The 19,786-nt window shown below is 63.5% G+C and carries 11 protein-coding genes and 1 pseudogene; 9 read left to right on the plus strand and 3 right to left on the minus strand.

Annotation, left to right across the window (positions count from 1 at the left end; genetic code table 11):
• Nucleotides 1-205 precede the first annotated feature (205 nt).
• Nucleotides 206-5,188: an NAD-glutamate dehydrogenase gene (locus Q5Z11_RS11890; protein WP_303746617.1), complete on the minus strand. Its 4,983-nt coding sequence runs from the start codon at nt 5,186-5,188 to the stop codon at nt 206-208.
• Nucleotides 5,189-5,435: 247 nt separating this feature from the next.
• On the opposite strand from Q5Z11_RS11890, the gene Q5Z11_RS11895 reads away from it, so the two are divergent.
• The 3 genes and pseudogenes from Q5Z11_RS11895 to Q5Z11_RS11905 all read left to right on the plus strand — a co-directional run bounded on the left by Q5Z11_RS11895 (nt 5,436) and on the right by Q5Z11_RS11905 (nt 10,456).
• Nucleotides 5,436-6,101: a TetR/AcrR family transcriptional regulator gene (locus Q5Z11_RS11895; RefSeq protein ID WP_303746618.1), complete on the plus strand. Its 666-nt coding sequence runs from the start codon at nt 5,436-5,438 to the stop codon at nt 6,099-6,101.
• A pseudogene (locus Q5Z11_RS11900) lies at nt 6,098-7,267 on the plus strand (efflux RND transporter periplasmic adaptor subunit); the annotation flags it as partial. The gene Q5Z11_RS11895 and the pseudogene Q5Z11_RS11900, both read left to right, overlap by 4 nt.
• A 24-nt stretch (nt 7,268-7,291) precedes the next feature.
• Nucleotides 7,292-10,456, plus strand: a complete 3,165-nt coding sequence (locus Q5Z11_RS11905; protein WP_303746619.1) for an efflux RND transporter permease subunit — start codon at nt 7,292-7,294, stop codon at nt 10,454-10,456.
• Nucleotides 10,457-10,589: 133 nt separating this feature from the next.
• Here Q5Z11_RS11905 and Q5Z11_RS11910 read toward each other — a convergent pair whose 3' ends face one another.
• The gene (locus Q5Z11_RS11910) at nt 10,590-11,738 is read right to left on the minus strand and encodes an acyl-CoA dehydrogenase family protein (protein WP_303746620.1); all 1,149 of its coding nucleotides are present in this window, start codon (nt 11,736-11,738) and stop codon (nt 10,590-10,592) included.
• Between the two features lie 126 nt (nt 11,739-11,864).
• On the opposite strand from Q5Z11_RS11910, the gene Q5Z11_RS11915 reads away from it, so the two are divergent.
• The 5 genes from Q5Z11_RS11915 to Q5Z11_RS11935 all read left to right on the plus strand — a co-directional run bounded on the left by Q5Z11_RS11915 (nt 11,865) and on the right by Q5Z11_RS11935 (nt 18,062).
• Nucleotides 11,865-12,794, plus strand: coding sequence for an ArsR/SmtB family transcription factor (locus Q5Z11_RS11915; RefSeq protein WP_303746621.1), 930 nt, complete (start codon nt 11,865-11,867; stop codon nt 12,792-12,794).
• 24 nt (nt 12,795-12,818) lie between these two features.
• The gene (locus tag Q5Z11_RS11920) at nt 12,819-13,898 is read left to right on the plus strand and encodes a homocysteine S-methyltransferase family protein (protein ID WP_303746622.1); all 1,080 of its coding nucleotides are present in this window, start codon (nt 12,819-12,821) and stop codon (nt 13,896-13,898) included.
• 10 nt (nt 13,899-13,908) lie between these two features.
• On the plus strand, nt 13,909-14,511 hold the full coding sequence (locus Q5Z11_RS11925; RefSeq protein WP_303746623.1) for a short chain dehydrogenase: 603 nt from the start codon (nt 13,909-13,911) through the stop codon (nt 14,509-14,511).
• On the plus strand, nt 14,511-17,306 hold the full coding sequence (gene metH, locus Q5Z11_RS11930; RefSeq protein ID WP_303746624.1) for a methionine synthase: 2,796 nt from the start codon (nt 14,511-14,513) through the stop codon (nt 17,304-17,306). The genes Q5Z11_RS11925 and metH overlap by 1 nt, the downstream gene beginning before the upstream one ends.
• 72 nt (nt 17,307-17,378) lie before the next feature.
• Entirely contained in the window at nt 17,379-18,062 is a 684-nt protein-coding gene (locus Q5Z11_RS11935) for a hypothetical protein (RefSeq protein ID WP_303746625.1), read from the plus strand.
• Between the two features lie 28 nt (nt 18,063-18,090).
• Here Q5Z11_RS11935 and Q5Z11_RS11940 read toward each other — a convergent pair whose 3' ends face one another.
• Entirely contained in the window at nt 18,091-18,990 is a 900-nt protein-coding gene (locus Q5Z11_RS11940) for a LysR substrate-binding domain-containing protein (RefSeq protein WP_303746626.1), read from the minus strand.
• 91 nt (nt 18,991-19,081) lie between these two features.
• Here Q5Z11_RS11940 and Q5Z11_RS11945 point away from each other — a divergent pair, with 91 nt between their 5' ends.
• Nucleotides 19,082-19,753, plus strand: coding sequence for an ankyrin repeat domain-containing protein (locus Q5Z11_RS11945; RefSeq protein WP_303746627.1), 672 nt, complete (start codon nt 19,082-19,084; stop codon nt 19,751-19,753).
• The last annotated feature ends 33 nt before the right edge of the window (nt 19,754-19,786 follow it).

Genomic DNA, 19,786 nt, shown 5'->3' on the forward strand with positions numbered 1-19,786 from the left:
CAACGGCAACAGCTTGCCCTCACCCCAACCCCTCTCCCGCAGGCGGGAGAGGGGCTACAGCTGCAATTGCGCAGAATGCCTGCGCTCGCGGTGGACTAGCCCCTCTCCCGCGAGCGGGAGAGGGGTTGGGGTGAGGGCAAGCTCTTGATTTCCCCAAAAGAAAACGGGCCCAAAGGGCCCGTTCTCCAAAACAAAACCTAACGCCTTAAGCGCCGTGCGCAGCCAACTGGCCCAAACGCTGCACCGCCACCGACACCGTCGGGTAGTCCAGCGTCTTCTGCTCGGCCAGCTCGGCCAGCATTGCCAGGGTGAAGCGCAGGCCACTGTCATCACGGCCCAACCACGCAGCCACCTTGGCCTCCGCGGTCGCACCCTTCATCGACAGCACCTGGCCAGCCAATGCACGCTGATGTGCGGCCAGCTCGTCGCGCAGCACGCCACGGGCAACTGCATGCCAACGGCCGTTGACCTCCAGCGCGTCGATCTGCTCGAACAGCCACGGCATCTGCAGGGCTTCGCCCAGGCGGAAGTGGACCTTGGACACGTCCACCGGCTTGAGCTTGCGCGGACGCGCCAGCTCAATGATGTCGAATGCCGGTTCCAGGAACTGCAGTTCGGACAGCTGCTGTGCCAGTGCCGCCGGCAAGCCCTTCTCCTTCCACGCCACAACGCTGGCCTCATAGGCCGGACGCTGCGAATCAGGCAGCACGCCCGAGGCGACGCGGATGTCGTTGAACGGGCCCTGGTAGCGATCCACCGCGGCAGTGATGCCCGGCATCGCACCCGGACGGGTCAGCAGCCAACGCACGAACGAGCGCTGCAGCTTCCAGATCACTTCCAGTGCGTCCACCTGCACCGCTTCCGGCAAGGTGCCGTCGAGCGCATCGATCTGCGTCCACAGTGCACGTGCGTCCAGCGTTTCACGGCTGATGGTGTAAGCCTTGGCGACCTCGGCCACGGTGCGGCCGGTGTCTTCCTGCATGCGCATCAGGAAGGTGGCGCCCATGCGGTTGATGGTCTGGTTGGTCACGGCCGTGGCGATGATTTCGCGCTTCAGGCGGTGACGCTCCATCGCGTCGGCGTACTTCTTCTGCAGCGGCTGCGGGAAGTAACGCAGCAGCTCCTTGGACAGGTACGGATCTTCCGGGATGTCCGACTCCAGCAGCTGCTGGAAGGCGACGATCTTGGAATACGACAGCAGTACCGACAGCTCCGGACGGGTCAGGCCCTGGCCGCGCAACTTGCGTGCCGACAGCTCGGCGTCGGACGGCAGGAACTCGATCTGGCGATCCAGCAGGCCCTGCTTTTCAAGCGTGCGGATGAAGTGCTGCTTGGAGCCCAGACGCTTGCTGCTCATCCGCTCCATCAGGCTCAGTGCCTGGTTCTGGCGGTAGTTGTCCATCAGCACCAGCTCGCCAACCTCGTCGGTCATCGAGGCCAGCAGCTTGTTGCGCTGGTCCACGGTGAGCTTCTTGGCACGCACCACATCATTGAGCAGGATCTTGATGTTGACTTCGTGGTCGGAGGTATCCACACCGGCCGAGTTGTCGATGAAGTCGGTGTTGAGCAGCACGCCGACCTGCGCGGCCTCGATGCGGCCGAGCTGGGTCATGCCCAGGTTGCCGCCCTCGCCCACGATTTTGCAGCGCAGCTCGCCACCGTTGACGCGCAGGCCGTTGTTGGCACGGTCGCCGACATCGGCATTGGTTTCGCTGGCCGACTTGACGTAGGTACCGATGCCGCCATTCCACAGCAGGTCAACCGGTGCCTTCAGCGCGGCATTGATCAGGTCGGTCGGGTTCATCGCCTTGACACTGGCGTCGATGCCCAGTGCTTCACGCACTTCCGGGGTGATCTCGATCGACTTGAGCGAACGCGGGTAGATACCGCCGCCCTTGCTGATCAGCTTGCTGTCGTAATCAGCCCAGCTCGAACGCGGCACCTTGAACATGCGCGCGCGTTCCTTGAACGAGCTGGCAGCCACCGGGTTCGGGTCGAGGAAGATGTGGCGGTGATCGAAGGCGCAGACCAGGCGGATGTGCTCGGACAGCAGCATGCCGTTGCCGAACACGTCGCCAGACATGTCGCCGACGCCGACCACGGTGAAGTCCTGCTTCTGGCAGTCACGGCCCAGCGCACGGAAGTGGCGCTTGACCGACTCCCACGCACCACGCGCGGTGATGCCCATGCCCTTGTGGTCGTAGCCGACCGAACCACCAGAGGCGAACGCGTCGTCCAGCCAGAAACCGTGCGCACGGGCGATGCCGTTGGCGGTGTCGGAGAACGTCGCGGTGCCCTTGTCGGCAGCGACGACCAGGTACGGATCGTCCATGTCATGACGCACCACGCCCTGCGGCGGCACGATCTTGTTGTTGACGATGTTGTCGGTGATGTCGAGCAGGCCGTTGATGAAGCGCTTGTAGCAGGCCACGCCCTCGGCGAACCACGCATCGCGGTCCACCGACGGATCCGGCAGCTGCTTGGCGAAGAAGCCGCCCTTGGAGCCGACCGGCACGATCACGGTGTTCTTGACCATCTGTGCCTTGACCAGGCCCAGCACCTCGGTGCGGAAGTCTTCGCGACGGTCCGACCAGCGCAGGCCGCCACGGGCAACCGGGCCGAAGCGCAGGTGGGTACCTTCCACACGCGGGCCGCACACGAAGATCTCGCGGTACGGGCGCGGCTTGGGCAGGTCCGGCACCTTGGCGGCGTCGAACTTGAAGCTGATGTAGTCAGCCGGGCCGCCATCGGCGCGCACGCCGTCCTTGCGGACCATGTAATAGCTGGTACGCAGGGTGGCTTCGATCACGCCGATGAAGCTGCGCAGAATGCGGTCTTCGTCCAGGCTGGAGACGCCGTCGAGCAGCTTGATCAGCACTTCGTGGACCAGCGCCATGCGCGCGGCACGGTCGCTCTTGCGCGCCTTGACCACGCCATCGAGCAGCTTGATGGTGGCAGCGTCGTCACCGGCCAGCTGCTTGAACTGGGCCAGCTGCGCGTCCAGCACCGCCTTGTCGGCCGACGGGGTCGGCTCGAAGCGGGCTTCGAACAGTTCCACGATCAGGCGCGCCAGCAGCGGGTAGCGGTTGAAGGTGCCTTCCACATAGGTCTGCGAGAACGGCACGCCGATCTGCAGCAGGTACTTGCAGTAGCCACGCAGCATCGATACCTGGCGCCAATCCAGACCGGCGCCCAACACCAGACGATTGAAGCCGTCGTTCTCGGCATCGCCGTGCCAGACGCGGGCGAAGGCGTCGCTGAAAGCGGCATTGGCGCTGGCCGGGTCGATCGCACCAATGGTGGATTCGACTTCGAAGTCCTGCACGTAGACCGGCGCTTCGTCGACCATCAGCTTGTACGGGCGCTCGGCGATCACGCGCAGGCCCATGTTTTCCATCATCGGCAGCACGTCGGACAGCGGAATGTCTTCCAGCTGGCGGTACAGCTTCAGGCGCAGGCCATCGACCTCGTCACGACGGATCGCCTGCAGGCTCAAGCGCAGATCGTCCGGACCGGTCAAGGCATCCAGCTGGGCAACGTCGGCCGCAGCGATTTCGGCACTGGAATCTTCGATGTAACCGGCAGGCAGGGCCTTGCCGATACGCGAGGCAATGCGCAGGCCTTCGCCTTCACCATGGCTGTTGACCAGCGCTTCGCGCAGGTCGTCCTGCCAGTTGCGCAGCACGTGGGCCAGGCGCTTCTCCATGCCCTCCACGTCCAGCTCCAGGCTCTCACCAGCCTTGGGACGCACGATCAGGTGCACCTGGGCCAGCGGCGAATCACCCAATACCACGCTGGAATCGACGTATTCGCCGTGCAGCGCATCCTTCAACATGCTTTCAACGCGCAGGCGCACGTCGGTGTTGAAGCGTTCGCGCGGCAGGAACACAAGCGCCGAGATGAAGCGGCTGAACTTGTCGCGGCGCAGGAACAGGCGGCTACGCACGCGCTCCTGCAGGCCGAGCACGCCCATGGCGGTGCGGAACAGCTCGTCCTCGCTGGACTGGAACAGTTCTTCGCGCGGCAGCGACTCCAGGATGTGGCGCAGTGCCTTGCCGCTGTGGCTGGACAGGCTCAGGCCCGAACGCGCCATCACGTTCTCGTAGCGCTGGCGCACCAGCGGGATCTCCCACGGGCGGCGGTTGTAGGCGCTGGAGGTGAACAGGCCAAGGAAGCGCTGCTCGCCGATGATCTTGCCCTTGGCGTCGAATTCCAGCACGCCGATGTAGTCCATGTAGCCGCCGCGATGGATATGCGAGCGGGCATTGGTCTTGGTCAGGATGAGTGCGTCGTGCAGGCTGCTGGTGGCATTCAAGCCTTCCGCCGCCAGGCCCTTGACCGGGCGCGCGACCATCGTGTCCTTGCCACGCATCAGGCCCAGGCCGGTGCCGTTCTGGGCGACCAGCACTTCTTCCTTGCCCTTCTTCTCTACCTTGTATTCGCGGTAGCCGAAGAAGGTGAAATGGTTGTCAGCCGCCCAGCGCAGGAATTCCTGTGCTTCGGCGCGCGAAGCCTTGCTGACCGGCAACGGACGCTTGCCGAGGTCGTCGGCCAGTGCCACGGCCTTGTCGGTCATCGGCTGCCAGTCATTGACGATGGCGCGCACGTCTTCAACGGCGTTGGCAACGCGCTTGGCAACGGCATCCAGAGCATCGGCCGGCTGGCGGTCGATCTCCAGCAGCATCACCGATTCCAGCGCGCCGTTGCCGACGCCGCTGAGCTTGCCAGCCTTGTCGCGCGCGATGCTGATCACCGGATGACCCAGCACGTGCACGCCGATGCCCTGCTCGGCCAGTGCCAGCGTCACCGTGTCGACCAGGAACGGCATGTCGTCGTTGACGATCTGCAGCACGGTATGGGCCGATTCCCAACCGTCGGCCTTCAAGGTCGGGTTGAACACCCGCACATTGGCCTTGCCCGGCTTGCGGGTGCGGGCGAACTCCAGCATGCCCGCGGCCAACACCGCCCAGTCATCGGCCGAGTGCAGCGTGAACTCATCGGCCTCCATGCGCTTGTAGAACGCCGTAGCAAATGCGACTGCCTGCGCCTGCGCGGCTGCAGCGGGATAACGCTTCCGCAAGGCTGCAAATACCGGTTCTAGCGAGAGGCCGGCTTCCGCGATGTTCTGCTTCACAGCCGGTTTGGATTTCGTCTTTACGGACTTGGCAGCACTGTTTTGCGATTTCATGGCAGAGCTTTGGGTGTTGCTCGTTTGGAGAAACCGCGATTGTATCGCTGGTAACAAAAAGAACCTTGCTGCAGGGCCGCATTATCTGCATCGCGATTCAACGCGAAACCAATGCAACCACCATGTTTTTTGCTGCCGCAAGATCATCGAACGATGTCCGCCACCTGAATCTCGTTTGCTCACGTGACAGAGTGAAAGACGAATTACGTTGCGGTGTTTCTGAACTGGACGGTATAGTCCACCGCTTATGCAGACCCCCTTTGCCAACCCCGCGCCAATCGACGCGCGTGACGAGCGCGTGTTCGAAGCCGTGCGCGAATTGCTGGCCGAGCAAGGCATACGCTTGAGTATGGACGCGGTCGCATCGGCGGCTGGCTGTTCCAAACAGACGCTCTACAGCCGCTATGGCTGCAAACGCGAGTTGTTGCGGCAGGCCATGCAGTTGCATGTCTCCACCGCGACCGCCGCGTTATCTGTACGTGAAGACAAAGCGCTGCACGAAACCGTGCTCGATTTTGCGGTCGGCTACCTTGAGCATCGCAACAAACCCGGCGCCCGCCGTACCGCACAGTTGATTGGTGCCAGCGTCCACGAGTTCCGCGACGAAGCACAGTTCATGTATCAGGGAAGCAGCGAAGCGCTGCGAGAACATGTGGCTGAATGGATGCACACCGAGATGCAGCGCGGGCGCCTCAAGCATGACGACCCGCAGTTCCTGGCCGAGCTGCTGATCAGCATGATTGCCGGCCAGGATTTTGAAAGACAGCGCTTTCACGCCCCCTACCGCGATGATCCACAACAGCGTCGCCGCTGGGCCGAATTTGCCACCGACGGCTTTCTACGCGCCTTTGCCTGCGAGTACGAAACCGCCGCAGCTCCAAATAAAAACAACACCCGGAGTTCCTCCCGATGACCGCCCCACTCCGTCTTCTCGCTCTCACCTGTGCAGCGACACTGAGCCTTGCCGCCTGCAAGAAACCGCAGGAGCAAGCAGCCCCTCCTCCGCCGGAGGTTGGCGTGGTAGACGCCACACCACAGACCCTGCCTTTGCAGCGCGAGCTGGTTGGTCGCCTGTCGCCGTTCCGCTCCGCCGACGTGCGTGCCCGCGTGGCCGGCGTACTGCAGAAGCGCGTCTATGAGGAAGGCAGCACGGTCAAGGAAGGCCAGGTGCTGTTCCTGATCGATCCAGCACCGCTGCAGGCCTCGCTGGCGTCGGCCGAAGCTGCACTGGCTTCGGCCCGCGCCACCTACGTCAACGCCCGCGCCACCGCCAACCGCGCCCGCTCGCTGGCACCGCAGAGTTATGTGTCCAAGTCGGACCTGGACAGCGCCGAAGCCGCCGAGCGCTCCTCGGCAGCTGCCGTGCAGCAGGCCGAAGCGGCGGTCACCACCGCCCGCATCAACCTTGGCTATGCACGCGTCAGCGCGCCGATCGCCGGCCAGGCTGGCAAGCAGCAGGTCACCGAAGGGGCGCTGGTCGGCCAGGGCGATGTCACCCTGCTGACTACCGTCGACCAGATCGATCCGCTGTACGTGAACTTCTCGATGACTGCCGACGAGCTGAGCCTGCTGCGCGCAGCCCAGGACAAGGGCGCGGTGGCACTGGCCGGCGACGGCAAGACCACCGTGCAGGTCAACCTGCCCGACGGCAGTGCCTATGGCCACGAAGGGACGCTGGACTTCTCCTCGACCACGGTTGATCCGGCTACCGGCACCGTGTCCTTGCGGGCACAGCTGCCCAACCCGAACCACATCCTGCTGCCGGGTTCGTTCGTCAGCTTCAAGGCCAACCTGGGCGAGCGCCACAACGCTTTCCTGGTGCCGCAGCAGGCCGTGCAGCGTGATACCCAGGGCGGCTATGTGCTGATCGTGGGCAAGGACGGCAAGGTCGTGCGCAAGAACGTAAGCCTGGACAACCAGCAGGGCGGCAACTGGCTGGTTTCCTCCGGTCTGGCTGTTGGCGACAAGATCATTGTTTCCGGTGTCCAGAAGGTCAAGGAAGGCGCACCGGCCACGGCCAAGCCGTGGCAGCCCGATGCCGCCAAGCCCGCCGCTGGCGCACCGGCCGCGGCCCCGGCAAAGAAGGAATAACGGGACTCCGTCATGCCTAAATTTTTCATCGAGCATCCCGTCTTCGCCTGGGTGGTGGCGATCCTGATCTCGCTTGGCGGCGTGATCTCGATCCTCAACCTGGGCATCGAGTCCTATCCCAGCGTGGCGCCACCGCAGGTGACCGTCACCGCCAACTACCCGGGCGCCAGTGCGTCCACCGCGGAAAAATCGGTCACCCAGGTGATCGAGCAGCAGCTGACCGGCATCGACAACCTGATGTACTTCAGCTCGTCGTCGTCCTCCACCGGTCGCGTCACCATCACCCTCACCTTCGACAGCGGCACCGATGCCGATATCGCCCAGGTGCAGGTACAGAACAAGGTGTCGCTGGCAACCCCGCGTCTGCCCTCGGAAGTGACCAAGCAGGGCGTGGTGGTGGCCAAGGCCAACGCCGGCTTCCTGATGGCCGTTGGCGTGCGCTCGGACGACGGCAGCGTCGACCGTGACGCGCTGAACGACATCGTCGGTGCGCGTGTGCTGGAACAGATTTCGCGCGTTCCCGGCGTCGGCAGCACCCAGCAGTTCGGTTCCGAATACGCCATGCGCGTGTGGTTGAACCCGGAAAAGCTGCAGGGTTACCACCTGTCGGCAACCGACGTATACAACGCCATAGGCACCCAGAACCTGCAGTTCGCCGCAGGCTCGGTGGGCGGTGACCCGGCCCCCAACGGTCAGGCGTTCACCGCAACCGTGGCCGCCGAAGGCCGTTACAGCTCGCCGGAGGAGTTCGAGAACACCATCCTGCGGGCCAACAACGACGGCAGCGTGGTCAAGCTCAAGGACGTCGCCAAGGTCTCCTTCGGCGCATCCAACTACGGCTTTGACACCAAGTACAACGGCAAGCCGGTGGCGGTGTTCGCCATCCAGCTGCTGCCGGGTGCCAATGCACTGGACGTCTCCGAGGCCGTGCGTGCCAAGATGGACGAGCTTGCACCCAGCTTCCCGCAGGGTGTGAGCTGGTTCACCCCGTACGACAGCACCACCTTCGTCACCATCTCCATCGAGGAAGTGATCCACACGCTGGTGGAAGCCATCATCCTGGTGTTCCTGGTGATGCTGATCTTCCTGCAGAACTTCCGCGCGACGATCATCCCCACCCTGGTCATCCCGGTTGCCCTGCTCGGCACCTTCATGGGCATGCTGGCGATCGGCTTCACCATCAACCAGCTGACCCTGTTCGCGATGGTGCTGGCAATCGGCATCGTGGTCGATGACGCCATCGTCGTCATCGAAAACGTCGAACGCATCATGAGCGAGGAGAAGCTCGACCCGAAGCCGGCAACGCAGAAAGCCATGAGCCAGATCACCGGCGCCGTGGTTGCCATCACCGTGGTGCTGGCTGCGGTGTTCATTCCGTCCGCCCTGCAGCCGGGCGCATCCGGTGAGATCTACAAGCAGTTCGCGCTGACCATCGCCATGGCGATGGCATTCTCCGCCCTGCTCGCACTGACCTTCACCCCGGCCTTGTGTGCGGCCTTCCTCAAGCCTACCCACAACGAGAACCCGAACTGGGTCTACCGCACCTTCAACAAGTACTACGGCAAGCTGGAAAAGAGCTATGTCGGCACCGTCGGTGGCGTCATCAAGCACGCCCCGCGCTGGTTGATGGTGTTCGCGCTGCTGCTGGTGCTGTGTGGTTTCCTGTTCACCCGCCTGCCGGGCAGTTTCCTGCCGGAAGAAGACCAGGGCTATGCGCTGGCCATCGTGCAGTTGCCGCCCGGTGCCACCAAAACCCGTACCAGCGCCGTGTTCGACCAGTTGCTGGGCACCCTGCAGGAAGAAGAGGCCTTTGAAGGCCTGATGCAGATCACCGGCTTCAGCTTCATCGGTGCCGGTGAGAACGTGGGCATGGCCTTTGTCCGCCTCAAGGACTGGAGTGATCGCAAGGAAACTGCGCCTGAGTTCATCCAGAAAATGAACCAGAAGGCCTACGGCATCAAGGATGCGCAGATCTTCTTCGTCAACCTGCCGACCGTGCAGGGCCTGGGTCAGTTCGGCGGCTTCGACATGTGGCTGCAGGACCGTACCGGCGCAGGCCAGGACGCCTTGATGGATGCGCGTAACACCTTGTTGGGCGCCGCCAGCCAGGACAAATCGCTGGTCGGCGTACGCCCCAACACCCTGGAAAACGCACCGCAGCTGCAGTTGAAGGTTGACCGCGTGCAGGCCCAGGCCATGGGCGTGTCGGTCAATGACGTGTATACCGCGATCCAGATGATGCTGGCCCCGGTCTACGTCAACGACTTCTTCTATGGCGGCCGCATCAAGCGCGTCAACATGCAGGCCGACGCGGCCTACCGCACCGGTCCGGAATCGTTGAACAGCTACTTCGTACCGAGTTCGCTGAGCAAGGACGCCACCGGCCAGCCGGCGATGATTCCGCTCAGCGCGGTAGTGAAGTCGCAGTGGATCTACGCCCCGCCGGCGCTGAACCGCTACAACGGCTATTCGGCGGTGAACATCGTTGGTGCACCGGCTCCGGGCGGCAGTTCCGGCCAGGCGATGAGCACGATGGAACGGCTGGTGCATGACGACCTGCCGGTTGGCTTCGGCTATGACTGGTCGGGCATGTCCTACCAGGAAATCCTGGCCGGTAACGCCGCAACCCTGCTGATGGTGTTGTCGATCGTGGTGGTGTTCCTGTGCCTTGCTGCGTTGTACGAGAGCTGGTCGATCCCGGTCTCGGTGTTGTTGGTTGTGCCAATCGGCATCCTGGGCGCAGTGGTGTTCTCGCTGATGCGCGGCCTGCCGAACGATCTGTACTTCAAGATCGGCATGGTGACGGTGATTGGCCTGGCGGCAAAGAACGCGATTCTTATCGTCGAGTTCGCGGTGGAGCAGCGTGCCGCCGGCAAGACCCTGCGTGAGGCCACCATCGAAGCGGCGCACCTGCGTTTCCGCCCGATCCTGATGACCTCGTTCGCCTTCATCCTCGGCGTGCTGCCGATGGCGATCTCCACCGGTGCCGGCGCCAACGCCCGTCACTCGCTGGGTACCGGCGTGATCGGCGGCATGTTGTTCGCCACCGTGATCGGCGTGTTGCTGATCCCGCTGTTCTTCGTGAGCGTGCGGCGCATGCTCGGCGACAAGCTGGACGAGCAATCCAAGGAGTACATCGCACAGCACAAGGTGCACGCGATCCAGAAGGACCGCTGATACGAAAAGCCCCGGCAATGCCGGGGCTTTTTTTAAGCTTTTGTAGTGCCGAGCCATGCTCGGCAGAGGCATTACCGGTAAAGCCAATGCCGAGCATGGCTCGGCACTACAGGGGCAGTGCACGCCGGTGTGTTTAGCGCACGCCGGTTTCGTTGCGGGCGATGACCAGACGCTGGATCTCCGAGGTGCCTTCGTAGATCTCGGTAATCTTGGCGTCACGGAAGTAACGTTCCAGCGGCATCTCCTTGGAGTAACCCATGCCGCCATGGATCTGCACCGCCTGGTGGGCGATCCACATCGCCGCTTCCGATGCAGTCAGCTTGGCCACCGCTGCTTCAGTAGAAAAGCGCTTGTCCTGCGACTTGGTCCAGGCGGCACGCAAGGTCAGCAGCATCGCCGCGTCGAGCTTGCACTTCATGTCGGCGATCTTGGCTTGGATCATCTGGAAGCTGCCGATCGGCGCGCCGAACGACTTGCGATCCTTCACGTACGCCAATGAAGCTTCATAGGCGGCACGGGCGATGCCCACCGCCTGCGAAGCAATGCCGATGCGGCCCGAATCCAACAAGCTCATCGCGATCTTGAAACCCTCACCTTCCTTGCCGATCACATCTTCCGCGGTGGCAACGTAGTCCTGGAACTCGATCTCGCAGGTCGCCGATGCACGCACGCCGAGCTTGGGCTCGGTCTTGCCACGGCCGAAGCCAGGCTTGCTGGTGTCGATCATGAAAGCCGTGATACCGCGCGAGCGCTGTTCCGGGTCGGTCATCGCAAACAGCACGATGTAACGGGCCACCGGGCCGGAGGTGATCCAGCTCTTCTGGCCATTGATCACGAACGAACCATCGGCCTGCTTGACCGCGCGGCAGCGCATGGCGGTCGCATCGGAGCCGGACTGCGATTCCGTCAGCGCGAAGGCGCCGATCTCGCGGCCTTCGGCAATCGCCCGCACATAGGTCTGCTTCTGCGCCTCGGTGCCGTAGCCCAGCAGCGCGTTGCAGAACAGCGAGTTGTTGACCGACATGATGGTCGCGTGGGCGGCGTCGGCTGCCGACACCTCGATGATGGCCAGCACGCTGGAAATCGGATCCATGCCCGAGCCGCCGTACTCGACCGGCACCTCGATGCCCATCAAGCCGTTCTCACCCAGCAGGCGGATGTTGTCCAACGGGTACTCGCCAGTAGCGTCGAAGTGCTCGGCGCTGGGGGCGATCTTTTCTTTGGCGATACGGCGCGCGACGTCCTGCAGCATCAGCTGCTCGTCGGAAAAACTGAAGTCCACTACACCCCTCCCAGGGTTCATCAAGTTGCGATTGTAACCATCGCAACCCCATTCAGCCTATGCATCGCCTTGACCGAAACTGGCAACATCGCCAAAATATCTCTATATCGCGATAGGTAGATATTTATGGATCTGGAAGACTGGTCAACCCGTCTGAAAGTGTTCGCCGATGCGACGCGCGTGCGTCTGCTGACCTTGCTGGAACAGGAAGAATTGACCGTGGCCGAGCTGTCGGCCATCACCACGCTGGCGCAGCCGCGCGTGTCCACCCATCTGGCCCGGCTCAAGGAAGCCGGCCTGGTGCGCGACCGTCGCGCAGGTGTCTCGGCGTACTACCGCTTTGATGAAGCCGCGCTGGATCCTGCCCAGCGCGCATTGTGGCACGCGCTGAGCACTGGCAGCGACGATCCGCTGCTGCGCCAGGATGCTGAGCGCGTGCCGGCCGTGCTGGCCATGCGCGCCGCCGACCAGAACTGGGCCGACAGCGTCGCCGGTGACATGGAGCGCCATTACTCACCGGGTCGCACCTGGGAAGCGATGGCGCGCAGCGCCCTGCCCTTGCTGGAAACCGGCGACGTGCTGGATATCGCCTCCGGTGACGGCGTCCTCGCCGAGCTGCTGGCACCGCATGCACAGCGCTATGTCTGCATCGATACCAGTGCCCGCGTCGTCGCTGCCGCCAGCGAGCGCCTGCGCAAGCTGCCCAATGTCGAAGTACTGGAAGGCGACATGCACAAGCTGCCGTTCGCCGATGGCAGCTTTGATCTGGTCGTGCTGATGCATGCCCTCACCTATTCCAGCCACCCGGCCAAGGCCGTGGCCGAATGTGCTCGGGTACTGCGCCCACAAGGCCGGCTGATGCTGTGCAGCCTCGCCCGCCATGAGCACAAGGTCGCGGTGGAAGCGTATGGCCACGTCAATCTCGGCTTCAGCGGCAAGGAGCTACGCAAGTTCGTGGAGAAGGCCGGCCTTGAAGTTTCCAGTCTGGAAACCGTCACCCGCGAAAAGCGTCCGCCGCATTTCGAAGTGATTTCCCTGATCGCGCATCAACCCTGACACCTCTGGAATCCGGCCCGCCCTATGCAAGCCCTCCCCTGGCTCCACCCCGAACGCGTCAGCAAGCTGCTCGACGGCCTGGCCACGCGCATCCTGATCATCGATGGCGCGATGGGCACGATGATCCAGCGCCATCGGCTTGAGGAAGGCGATTACCGGGGGACGCGCTTCAGTGGCGGCTTTGACAGCCAGCACGTGCACGGCGCTGGCTGCGAACACGACCTCAAGGGCAACAACGACCTGCTGCTGCTGACCAAGCCTGAGGTGATCGCAGGCATTCACACCGCCTACCTGGAAGCGGGCGCGGACCTGCTGGAAACCAACACCTTCAACGCCACTTCGGTCAGCCAGGCCGATTACCACCTCGAGCATCTGGTCTACGAGTTGAACAAGGCCGGCGCCCAGATCGCCCGCCAGTGCTGCGACTCCATCGAAGCCACTACACCGGACAAGCCACGCTTCGTCATCGGTGTGTTGGGCCCAACCAGCCGTACCGCCTCGATCAGCCCGGACGTCAACGACCCTGGCTTCCGCAACACCAGCTTCGACGAACTGCGCGCCACCTACCGCGAGGCCATCGACGGCCTGATCGACGGTGGTGCCGACACCTTGATGGTGGAAACCATCTTCGACACGCTCAACGCAAAAGCCGCCTTGTTCGCTATCGAAGAAGTGTTCGATGCGCGTGGTGGCCGCCTGCCGATCATGATCTCCGGCACCATCACCGATGCATCCGGCCGCACCTTGTCCGGGCAGACTGCTGAAGCCTTCTATGCCTCGGTCTCGCATAGCCACCCCCTGTCAGTCGGCTTCAACTGCGCCTTGGGTGCCACCGACATGCGCCCGCACGTGGAAACGCTGTCACAGGTCTCCAGTGGCTATGTCAGTGCGCATCCGAATGCTGGCCTGCCCAACGCCTTTGGTGAGTACGACGAAACCCCCGAGGAAATGGCCACCACCCTGAAAGAGTTCGCCCAATCCGGCCTGCTCAATCTGGTCGGCGGCTGTTGCGGCACCTCGCCTGATCACATCCGTGCAATCGCCGAAGCCGTCGCCGGCCTGCCGCCGCGCAGGCTGCCGTTGGCGGCAGACAAGGCTGCTTGAGGAGCACATGATGAAGAAGATTCTTGTGGTCGGTGCCAGTGGCACCCTGGGTTCGGCAGTTGCGCAGCACCTGCGGCAACGGCATCAGGTCATCACCGCATCGCGCTCTGACCCACAGCACAGCGTCGATCTGGGCAGCGACGACAGCGTGGCCGCGCTGCTGCAGGCAGTCGGTCCGCTCGACGCCATTGTCGCCACCACCGGCAGCGTCCACTTCGGCCCGCTGACGGAGATGAGCCCCGCACAGTTTTCGCAGGGGCTGAACGACAAACTGCTCGGCCAGGTGCGGCTGGCCTTGCTTGGCCAGCACCATCTTCGTGATGGCGGCAGCATCACCTTGACCACCGGCATCCTGACCGAACAGCCGATCGCCCAAGGCGCCAGCGCCACCAGCGTCAACGCAGCGATCGAGGGTTTCGTCCGCGCCGCCGCGCTCGAACTTCCGCGCAGCCTGCGCATCAATGCAGTAAGCCCCAGCGTGCTCAGCGAAGCGCTGGACGCCTACGGCGACTTCTTCCCCGGCTTTGAACCGGTCACCGCCGCCCGCGCCGCGCTCGCCTACCAGCGCAGCGTCGACGGCATCGCCAATGGACAGGTTTTCAAGGTCTGGTAATGAGCAACGACACCGCAAGCCACTACACCCGCCTGTCCGGCCTTGAGCCGCTGGTCATCACGCCTGACCTGTTGTTCATCAACGTCGGCGAGCGCACCAACGTCACCGGCAGCGCGCAGTTCCGCAAGCTGGTCAAGGAAGAACGTTACGAGGAAGCCGTTGACGTTGCCCGTCAGCAGGTCGCCAGCGGCGCGCAGATCCTCGACGTCAACATGGACGAAGGCCTGATCGATTCCGAAAAGGCGATGGGGCGCTTCCTCAACCTGATCATGTCCGAGCCGGACATCGCCCGTATTCCGGTGATGGTCGACTCCTCCAAGTGGAGCGTGATCGAGGCCGGCCTGAAATGCCTGCAGGGCAAGAGCGTGGTCAACTCGATCTCGCTGAAGGAAGGCGAGGAACTGTTCATCGAACATGCACGCCTGGTGCGCCGTTACGGCGCCGCTGCGGTGGTGATGGCCTTCGACGAAGTGGGCCAGGCCGATACCTGTGAACGCAAGGTGGAGATCTGCACCCGCGCTTACCGCATCCTGACCGAGCAGGTGGGTTTCCCGCCGGAAGACATCATCTTCGACCCGAACATCTTTGCCGTCGCCACCGGCATCGAGGAACACGACAACTACGCCGTGGACTTCATCGAGGCCACCCGCATCATCAAGCGCACGCTGCCGCATTGCCATGTGTCCGGCGGCGTGTCGAATGTGTCGTTCTCGTTCCGCGGCAATGAAACAGTGCGGCAGGCGATCCACTCGGTGTTCCTGTACCACGCCATCAAGGCCGGCATGGACATGGGCATCGTCAACGCTGGTGCGATGCCGATCTACGACCAGCTCGACCCGGAACTGCGCGAGCGCGTCGAGGACGTCATCCTCAACCGTCGCCGCGACGGCACCGAGCGGCTGCTGGAAATCGCCGAGCGCTACAAGGGCAAGAAAGGCGAGAAGAAGGTCGAGGACCTCGCCTGGCGCGAGCGTCCGGTACGCGATCGTCTTGCCCATGCGCTGGTGCAAGGCCTGGATGCCTGGGTTGAGGAAGACACCGAGGAAGCACGCCTGCAGGCAGCGCGCCCGCTGGACGTGATCGAAGGCGCCCTGATGGACGGCATGAATGTGGTCGGCGATCTGTTCGGCGCTGGCAAGATGTTCCTGCCGCAGGTGGTCAAGTCCGCGCGTGTGATGAAGAAGGCGGTTGCCTACCTGCTGCCCTTCATCGAAGAAGAAAAGGCACGCACCGGCGAGGTCGGCAAGTCCAACGGCAAGATCATCATGGCCACGGTCAAGGGTGACGTACACGACATCGGCAAGAACATCGTCGGGGTGGTGCTTGCCTGCAACAACTTCGAGGTGGTGGACCTTGGCGTGATGGTGCCGGCGCAGAAGATCCTGGACGCCGCGCGCGCCGAAAATGCCGACATCATCGGCCTGTCCGGCCTGATCACGCCTTCCCTGGAGGAAATGAGCCACGTTGCCAAGGAAATGCAGCGCCAGGGCTTCGAGATGCCGTTGATGATCGGCGGCGCCACCACCTCACGCGCACACACTGCATTGAAGATCGACCCGTTCTACAGCGCGCCGACCGTATGGGTGAAGGATGCCTCGCGCGCCGTCGGCGTGGCCCAGTCGCTGATCTCGCGCGAACTGCGCGCCAGCTTCGTCGCCGCCAACGATGCCGACTATGCCGACATCCGCCAGCGTCATCGCAACCGTGGCGACGCCAAGCGTCTGGTCTCGCTGGAGCATGCACGCGGCCAGCGATTCACCTGCGACTGGAGCCAGTACACACCACCGACGCCAAACCAGCCGGGCGTGCATGTATTCGACAACTATCCGCTGGAAGATCTGCTGCCGGTCATCGACTGGACGCCATTCTTCCAGGCCTGGGAACTGGCTGGAAAGTACCCGGCAATCCTGACCGATGAGATCGTGGGCCCGCAGGCTAGTGATCTGTTTGCGGATGCGCAGGCGATGTTGAAGCGAATTGTTGATGAGAAGTGGTTGACTGCGCGGGCTGTGTTTGGGATCTGGCCGGCGAACAGTGATGGCGACGATGTGCGTATCTCCCTTCTCCCGCTTGCGGGGGAAGGTGCCCAAAGGGCGGATGGGGGGGGGCTTTCAGCTCCATCGCTTGTACCTCTTACCCTCACCCCAACCCCTCTCCCGGAGGGAGAGGGGCTTGAGCAACGCACCCTCCACTTCCTCCGCCAACAGGTCGACAAGCCTGCCGAGCGCCCTGATTTCTGCCTGGCCGATTTCATCGCGCCTGCAGACAGCGGCAAGCAGGATTGGATCGGCGCGTTCGCGGTCACCGCCGGCATCGGCATTGACGAACACGTTGCCCGCTTTGAAGCCCACCACGACGACTACAACGCCATCCTGCTCAAGGCGCTCGCCGACCGTCTGGCGGAAGCCATGGCAGAGCGCCTGCACCAACGTGTACGCACCGAATTCTGGGGCTATGCCAAGGATGAGCAGCTCGACAATGAGGCTTTGATCGCCGAGAAGTACAGCGGCATCCGCCCTGCCCCCGGCTACCCGGCCTGCCCCGAGCACAGTGAGAAGCAGACCATCTTCCAGCTGCTCGGTGCCGAAGGCATCGGCATGTCGCTGACCGAGAGCTTCGCCATGCTGCCGACCGCAGCGGTATCCGGCTATTACTTCAGCCATCCGCAAAGCCAGTACTTCGTGGTTGGCCGGGTATCGCGCGAGCAGGTCACCGACTACGCCAAGCGCAAGGGCGTGGAGCGGGCGCAGGTGGAGCGCTGGTTGGCCTCCAATCTGGATTACGATCCGGAATGATCCGCAGTTGCTGGCGGCGACAACCGCGCCGCCAGCGCCTATCCTGCCCGCAGTCCTCCAAGCCCGAACCCCATGCATAGCCGCAATGCAGAGCTGATCCGCAAGCACGCCGCACCCGGCCGCATTGGCCTGTGCGGCACGGATGACTGGGTGGGAAAGGCAATCCGCAAAGCGCAGGCGCCCTTGACCCGCGACGGTCACCGCAGCCTGTGGTCGCACGCCTTCCTGTTCAGTGAACAACGGTTGGATGGTCATTGGTGGGTGTTGGAGTCGGACCTGGACCTGCGTAATCGCCAACTTCGCCTCGGTGCACAGGAAAACCGCGCAGATCGCTATTTCGACGACGAAGCCTTCCCGAACCTGGCAATCCTCGACTTCGGCCTGGATGCCGCACAGACCCACAAGGTACAGATCGCCGCCTTGGACCTGCTCTCAGGACTGTCCAGTTACTCGCTGAGCGAACTGGTCGGCACCTTGTTCGCGATGCACAGCACCCGCCTGCGCCGCCGCACCAACCTGCTGTCCAAGGAAGGCGCGCTGTACTGCTCGGCGATGGTGCAACACTGCTATGCCGCCGCCGGCATCGATCTGCTGCCCGGCGTACATGGCAAGAACGTGGCACCGCAGGACATCTATGACGCCGCCCTGCCGCACACCACCCATTCGCTGATCCGCGACCTGGGCATTTCCAGCCTGCGCCGTTTCACCCATGGCGCCAAAGAGCTGCTGGACACACCGGTCGAAGACCTGTTCTGACCCGGTTGGCGTTGCGCTGCCGCCGACCTCAGCCCATTTCCTGCTCAAGCATCTGGATCAACAACGCGGCCAAGGCCTTGGCTTCAGGATCCGCTGAAGGACGGTGGAGGACCGCCAGCTCGACGCTGTCGATCCGCGGCAAGCCGGTCTCCACACCCAGCACCACATGTCCGGCTGTCATCGCGCGCGCCGGCAACAGGCTGATGCCCAAACCGTCGGCAACCGCCGATTGGATGCCACCAAGACTGGAGCTGGTGAAGCTGATGCGCCACCGCCGCCCCAGGCTTTCAATCGCGTCAATCATGTCCTCGCGGTACATGCCGCGCGGTGGAAACGCCACCAACTGCACTGGCTCCGTCCCGAACGAGGGACTGCTGGCACTGTCCACCCAGCACATCGGCTCCGGCCAGCACGCCACGCCCTCGCGGCTGCCACGCCGTTGCTTGACCAGGATCAGGTCGAGCTCGCCGCGGTCGTAACCCTCGGCCAAGGCACGACTCAAGCCGCTGCTGACCTCCAGCTTCACCCGCGGATAGGCCCTGGTGAACTCAGCCAACACCGGCGTGGTACGTCCTGCAGCGAAATCTTCCGGCACGCCCAGCCTTATCACCACCGCGGCACCATCGCCCGACAAGGCTTCTGCCAGCTGCTCGTTGAGCGACAACATCCGTCGGGCGTAACCCAGTACGGTCTCACCGATGTCCGTCGGCCGCACATCGCGCACCCCGCGATCCAGCAGGCGATGCCCGGCAAGGTCCTCCAGTCGCCGCACTTTCTGGCTGATGGTGGACTGGGTGGAATGCAGGCGCGCCGCGGCGGCAGTGAAACTGCCGCAATCGGCCACCATCACCAGTGCCCGCAGCAGATCCAGCTCGAAGTAAGCCCTATTTGTTTTTGAACTGGACTCGACCACGACATTTAATTTCACGATGGCTCGCCGCACTTGTAGCATCGCCTGCAGGTTTGGGCAAACGCCCTTCCCCGCTGCAGGCACACAGCAACCCGGACAGAGGCAGGCAATGAGCGTAGAGAACTGGATCGCCGCCCCGGCATTGGCTGCCGTGCTGCTCACTTCCAGCGGCGTCGGCACCAGCACGGTCAACGCGGAGCATCTGCAACAAGCGGCTGAAGCCGGCGACAGCCAGCGCATCGCCTTGTTGCTCAGCCAGGGCAGCGGCATCGACAGCCGCGATGCCAATGGACGCACGCCCTTGCTGCTCGCCATCCGTGCGCGGCAGGCCGAAGCCGCACGCGTATTGATCGCCGCTGGCGCTGATGTCAACGCCAAGGACCGCATGCAGGACAGCCCCTATCTCTACGCCGGCGCCAGCGGGCAGACCGAGATCCTGCAGATGACCCTGGCGCACGGCGCCGACCTGCGCAGTACCAACCGTTACGGCGGCACCGCGTTGATACCCGCTGCCGAACGCGGCCATGTCAGCACGGTGCAGCTGCTGATAGAGGCCGGCGTTGACGTCGACCACATCAACAACCTTGGTTGGACCGCGCTGCTGGAGACCGTCATCCTTGGTGACGGCAGCCAACGCTACGCGCAGATCACCCAATTGCTCATTGCCGCCGGTGCGGACGTCAATCTTGCCGATGAGCAGGGTGTGACGCCCCTGGCACATGCACGCCAACGCCGGCAAACCGTTATTGAACAGCTGCTGCGCGCAGCAGGTGCTCGTTGAAGCACTCCACGAACTCGCACTACCCGGCAACCG

The sequence above is a fragment of the Stenotrophomonas sp. 610A2 genome, assembly GCF_030549615.1.
Classification (GTDB): Bacteria; Pseudomonadota; Gammaproteobacteria; order Xanthomonadales; family Xanthomonadaceae; genus Stenotrophomonas; species Stenotrophomonas pigmentata.

Bases quoted from the DNA above. Each gene is read 5' to 3' on its own strand.
- metH (WP_303746624.1), top strand. From the start codon at position 14,511: ATGAGCAACGACACCGCAAGCCACTACACCCGCCTGTCCGGCCTTGAG.
- Q5Z11_RS11945 (WP_303746627.1), top strand. From the start codon at position 19,082: ATGAGCGTAGAGAACTGGATCGCCGCCCCGGCATTGGCTGCCGTGCTG.
- Q5Z11_RS11890 (WP_303746617.1), bottom strand. From the start codon at position 5,188: ATGAAATCGCAAAACAGTGCTGCCAAGTCCGTAAAGACGAAATCCAAA.
- Q5Z11_RS11895 (WP_303746618.1), top strand. From the start codon at position 5,436: ATGCAGACCCCCTTTGCCAACCCCGCGCCAATCGACGCGCGTGACGAG.
- Q5Z11_RS11905 (WP_303746619.1), top strand. From the start codon at position 7,292: ATGCCTAAATTTTTCATCGAGCATCCCGTCTTCGCCTGGGTGGTGGCG.
- Q5Z11_RS11925 (WP_303746623.1), top strand. From the start codon at position 13,909: ATGAAGAAGATTCTTGTGGTCGGTGCCAGTGGCACCCTGGGTTCGGCA.
- Q5Z11_RS11920 (WP_303746622.1), top strand. From the start codon at position 12,819: ATGCAAGCCCTCCCCTGGCTCCACCCCGAACGCGTCAGCAAGCTGCTC.
- Q5Z11_RS11935 (WP_303746625.1), top strand. From the start codon at position 17,379: ATGCATAGCCGCAATGCAGAGCTGATCCGCAAGCACGCCGCACCCGGC.
- Q5Z11_RS11915 (WP_303746621.1), top strand. From the start codon at position 11,865: ATGGATCTGGAAGACTGGTCAACCCGTCTGAAAGTGTTCGCCGATGCG.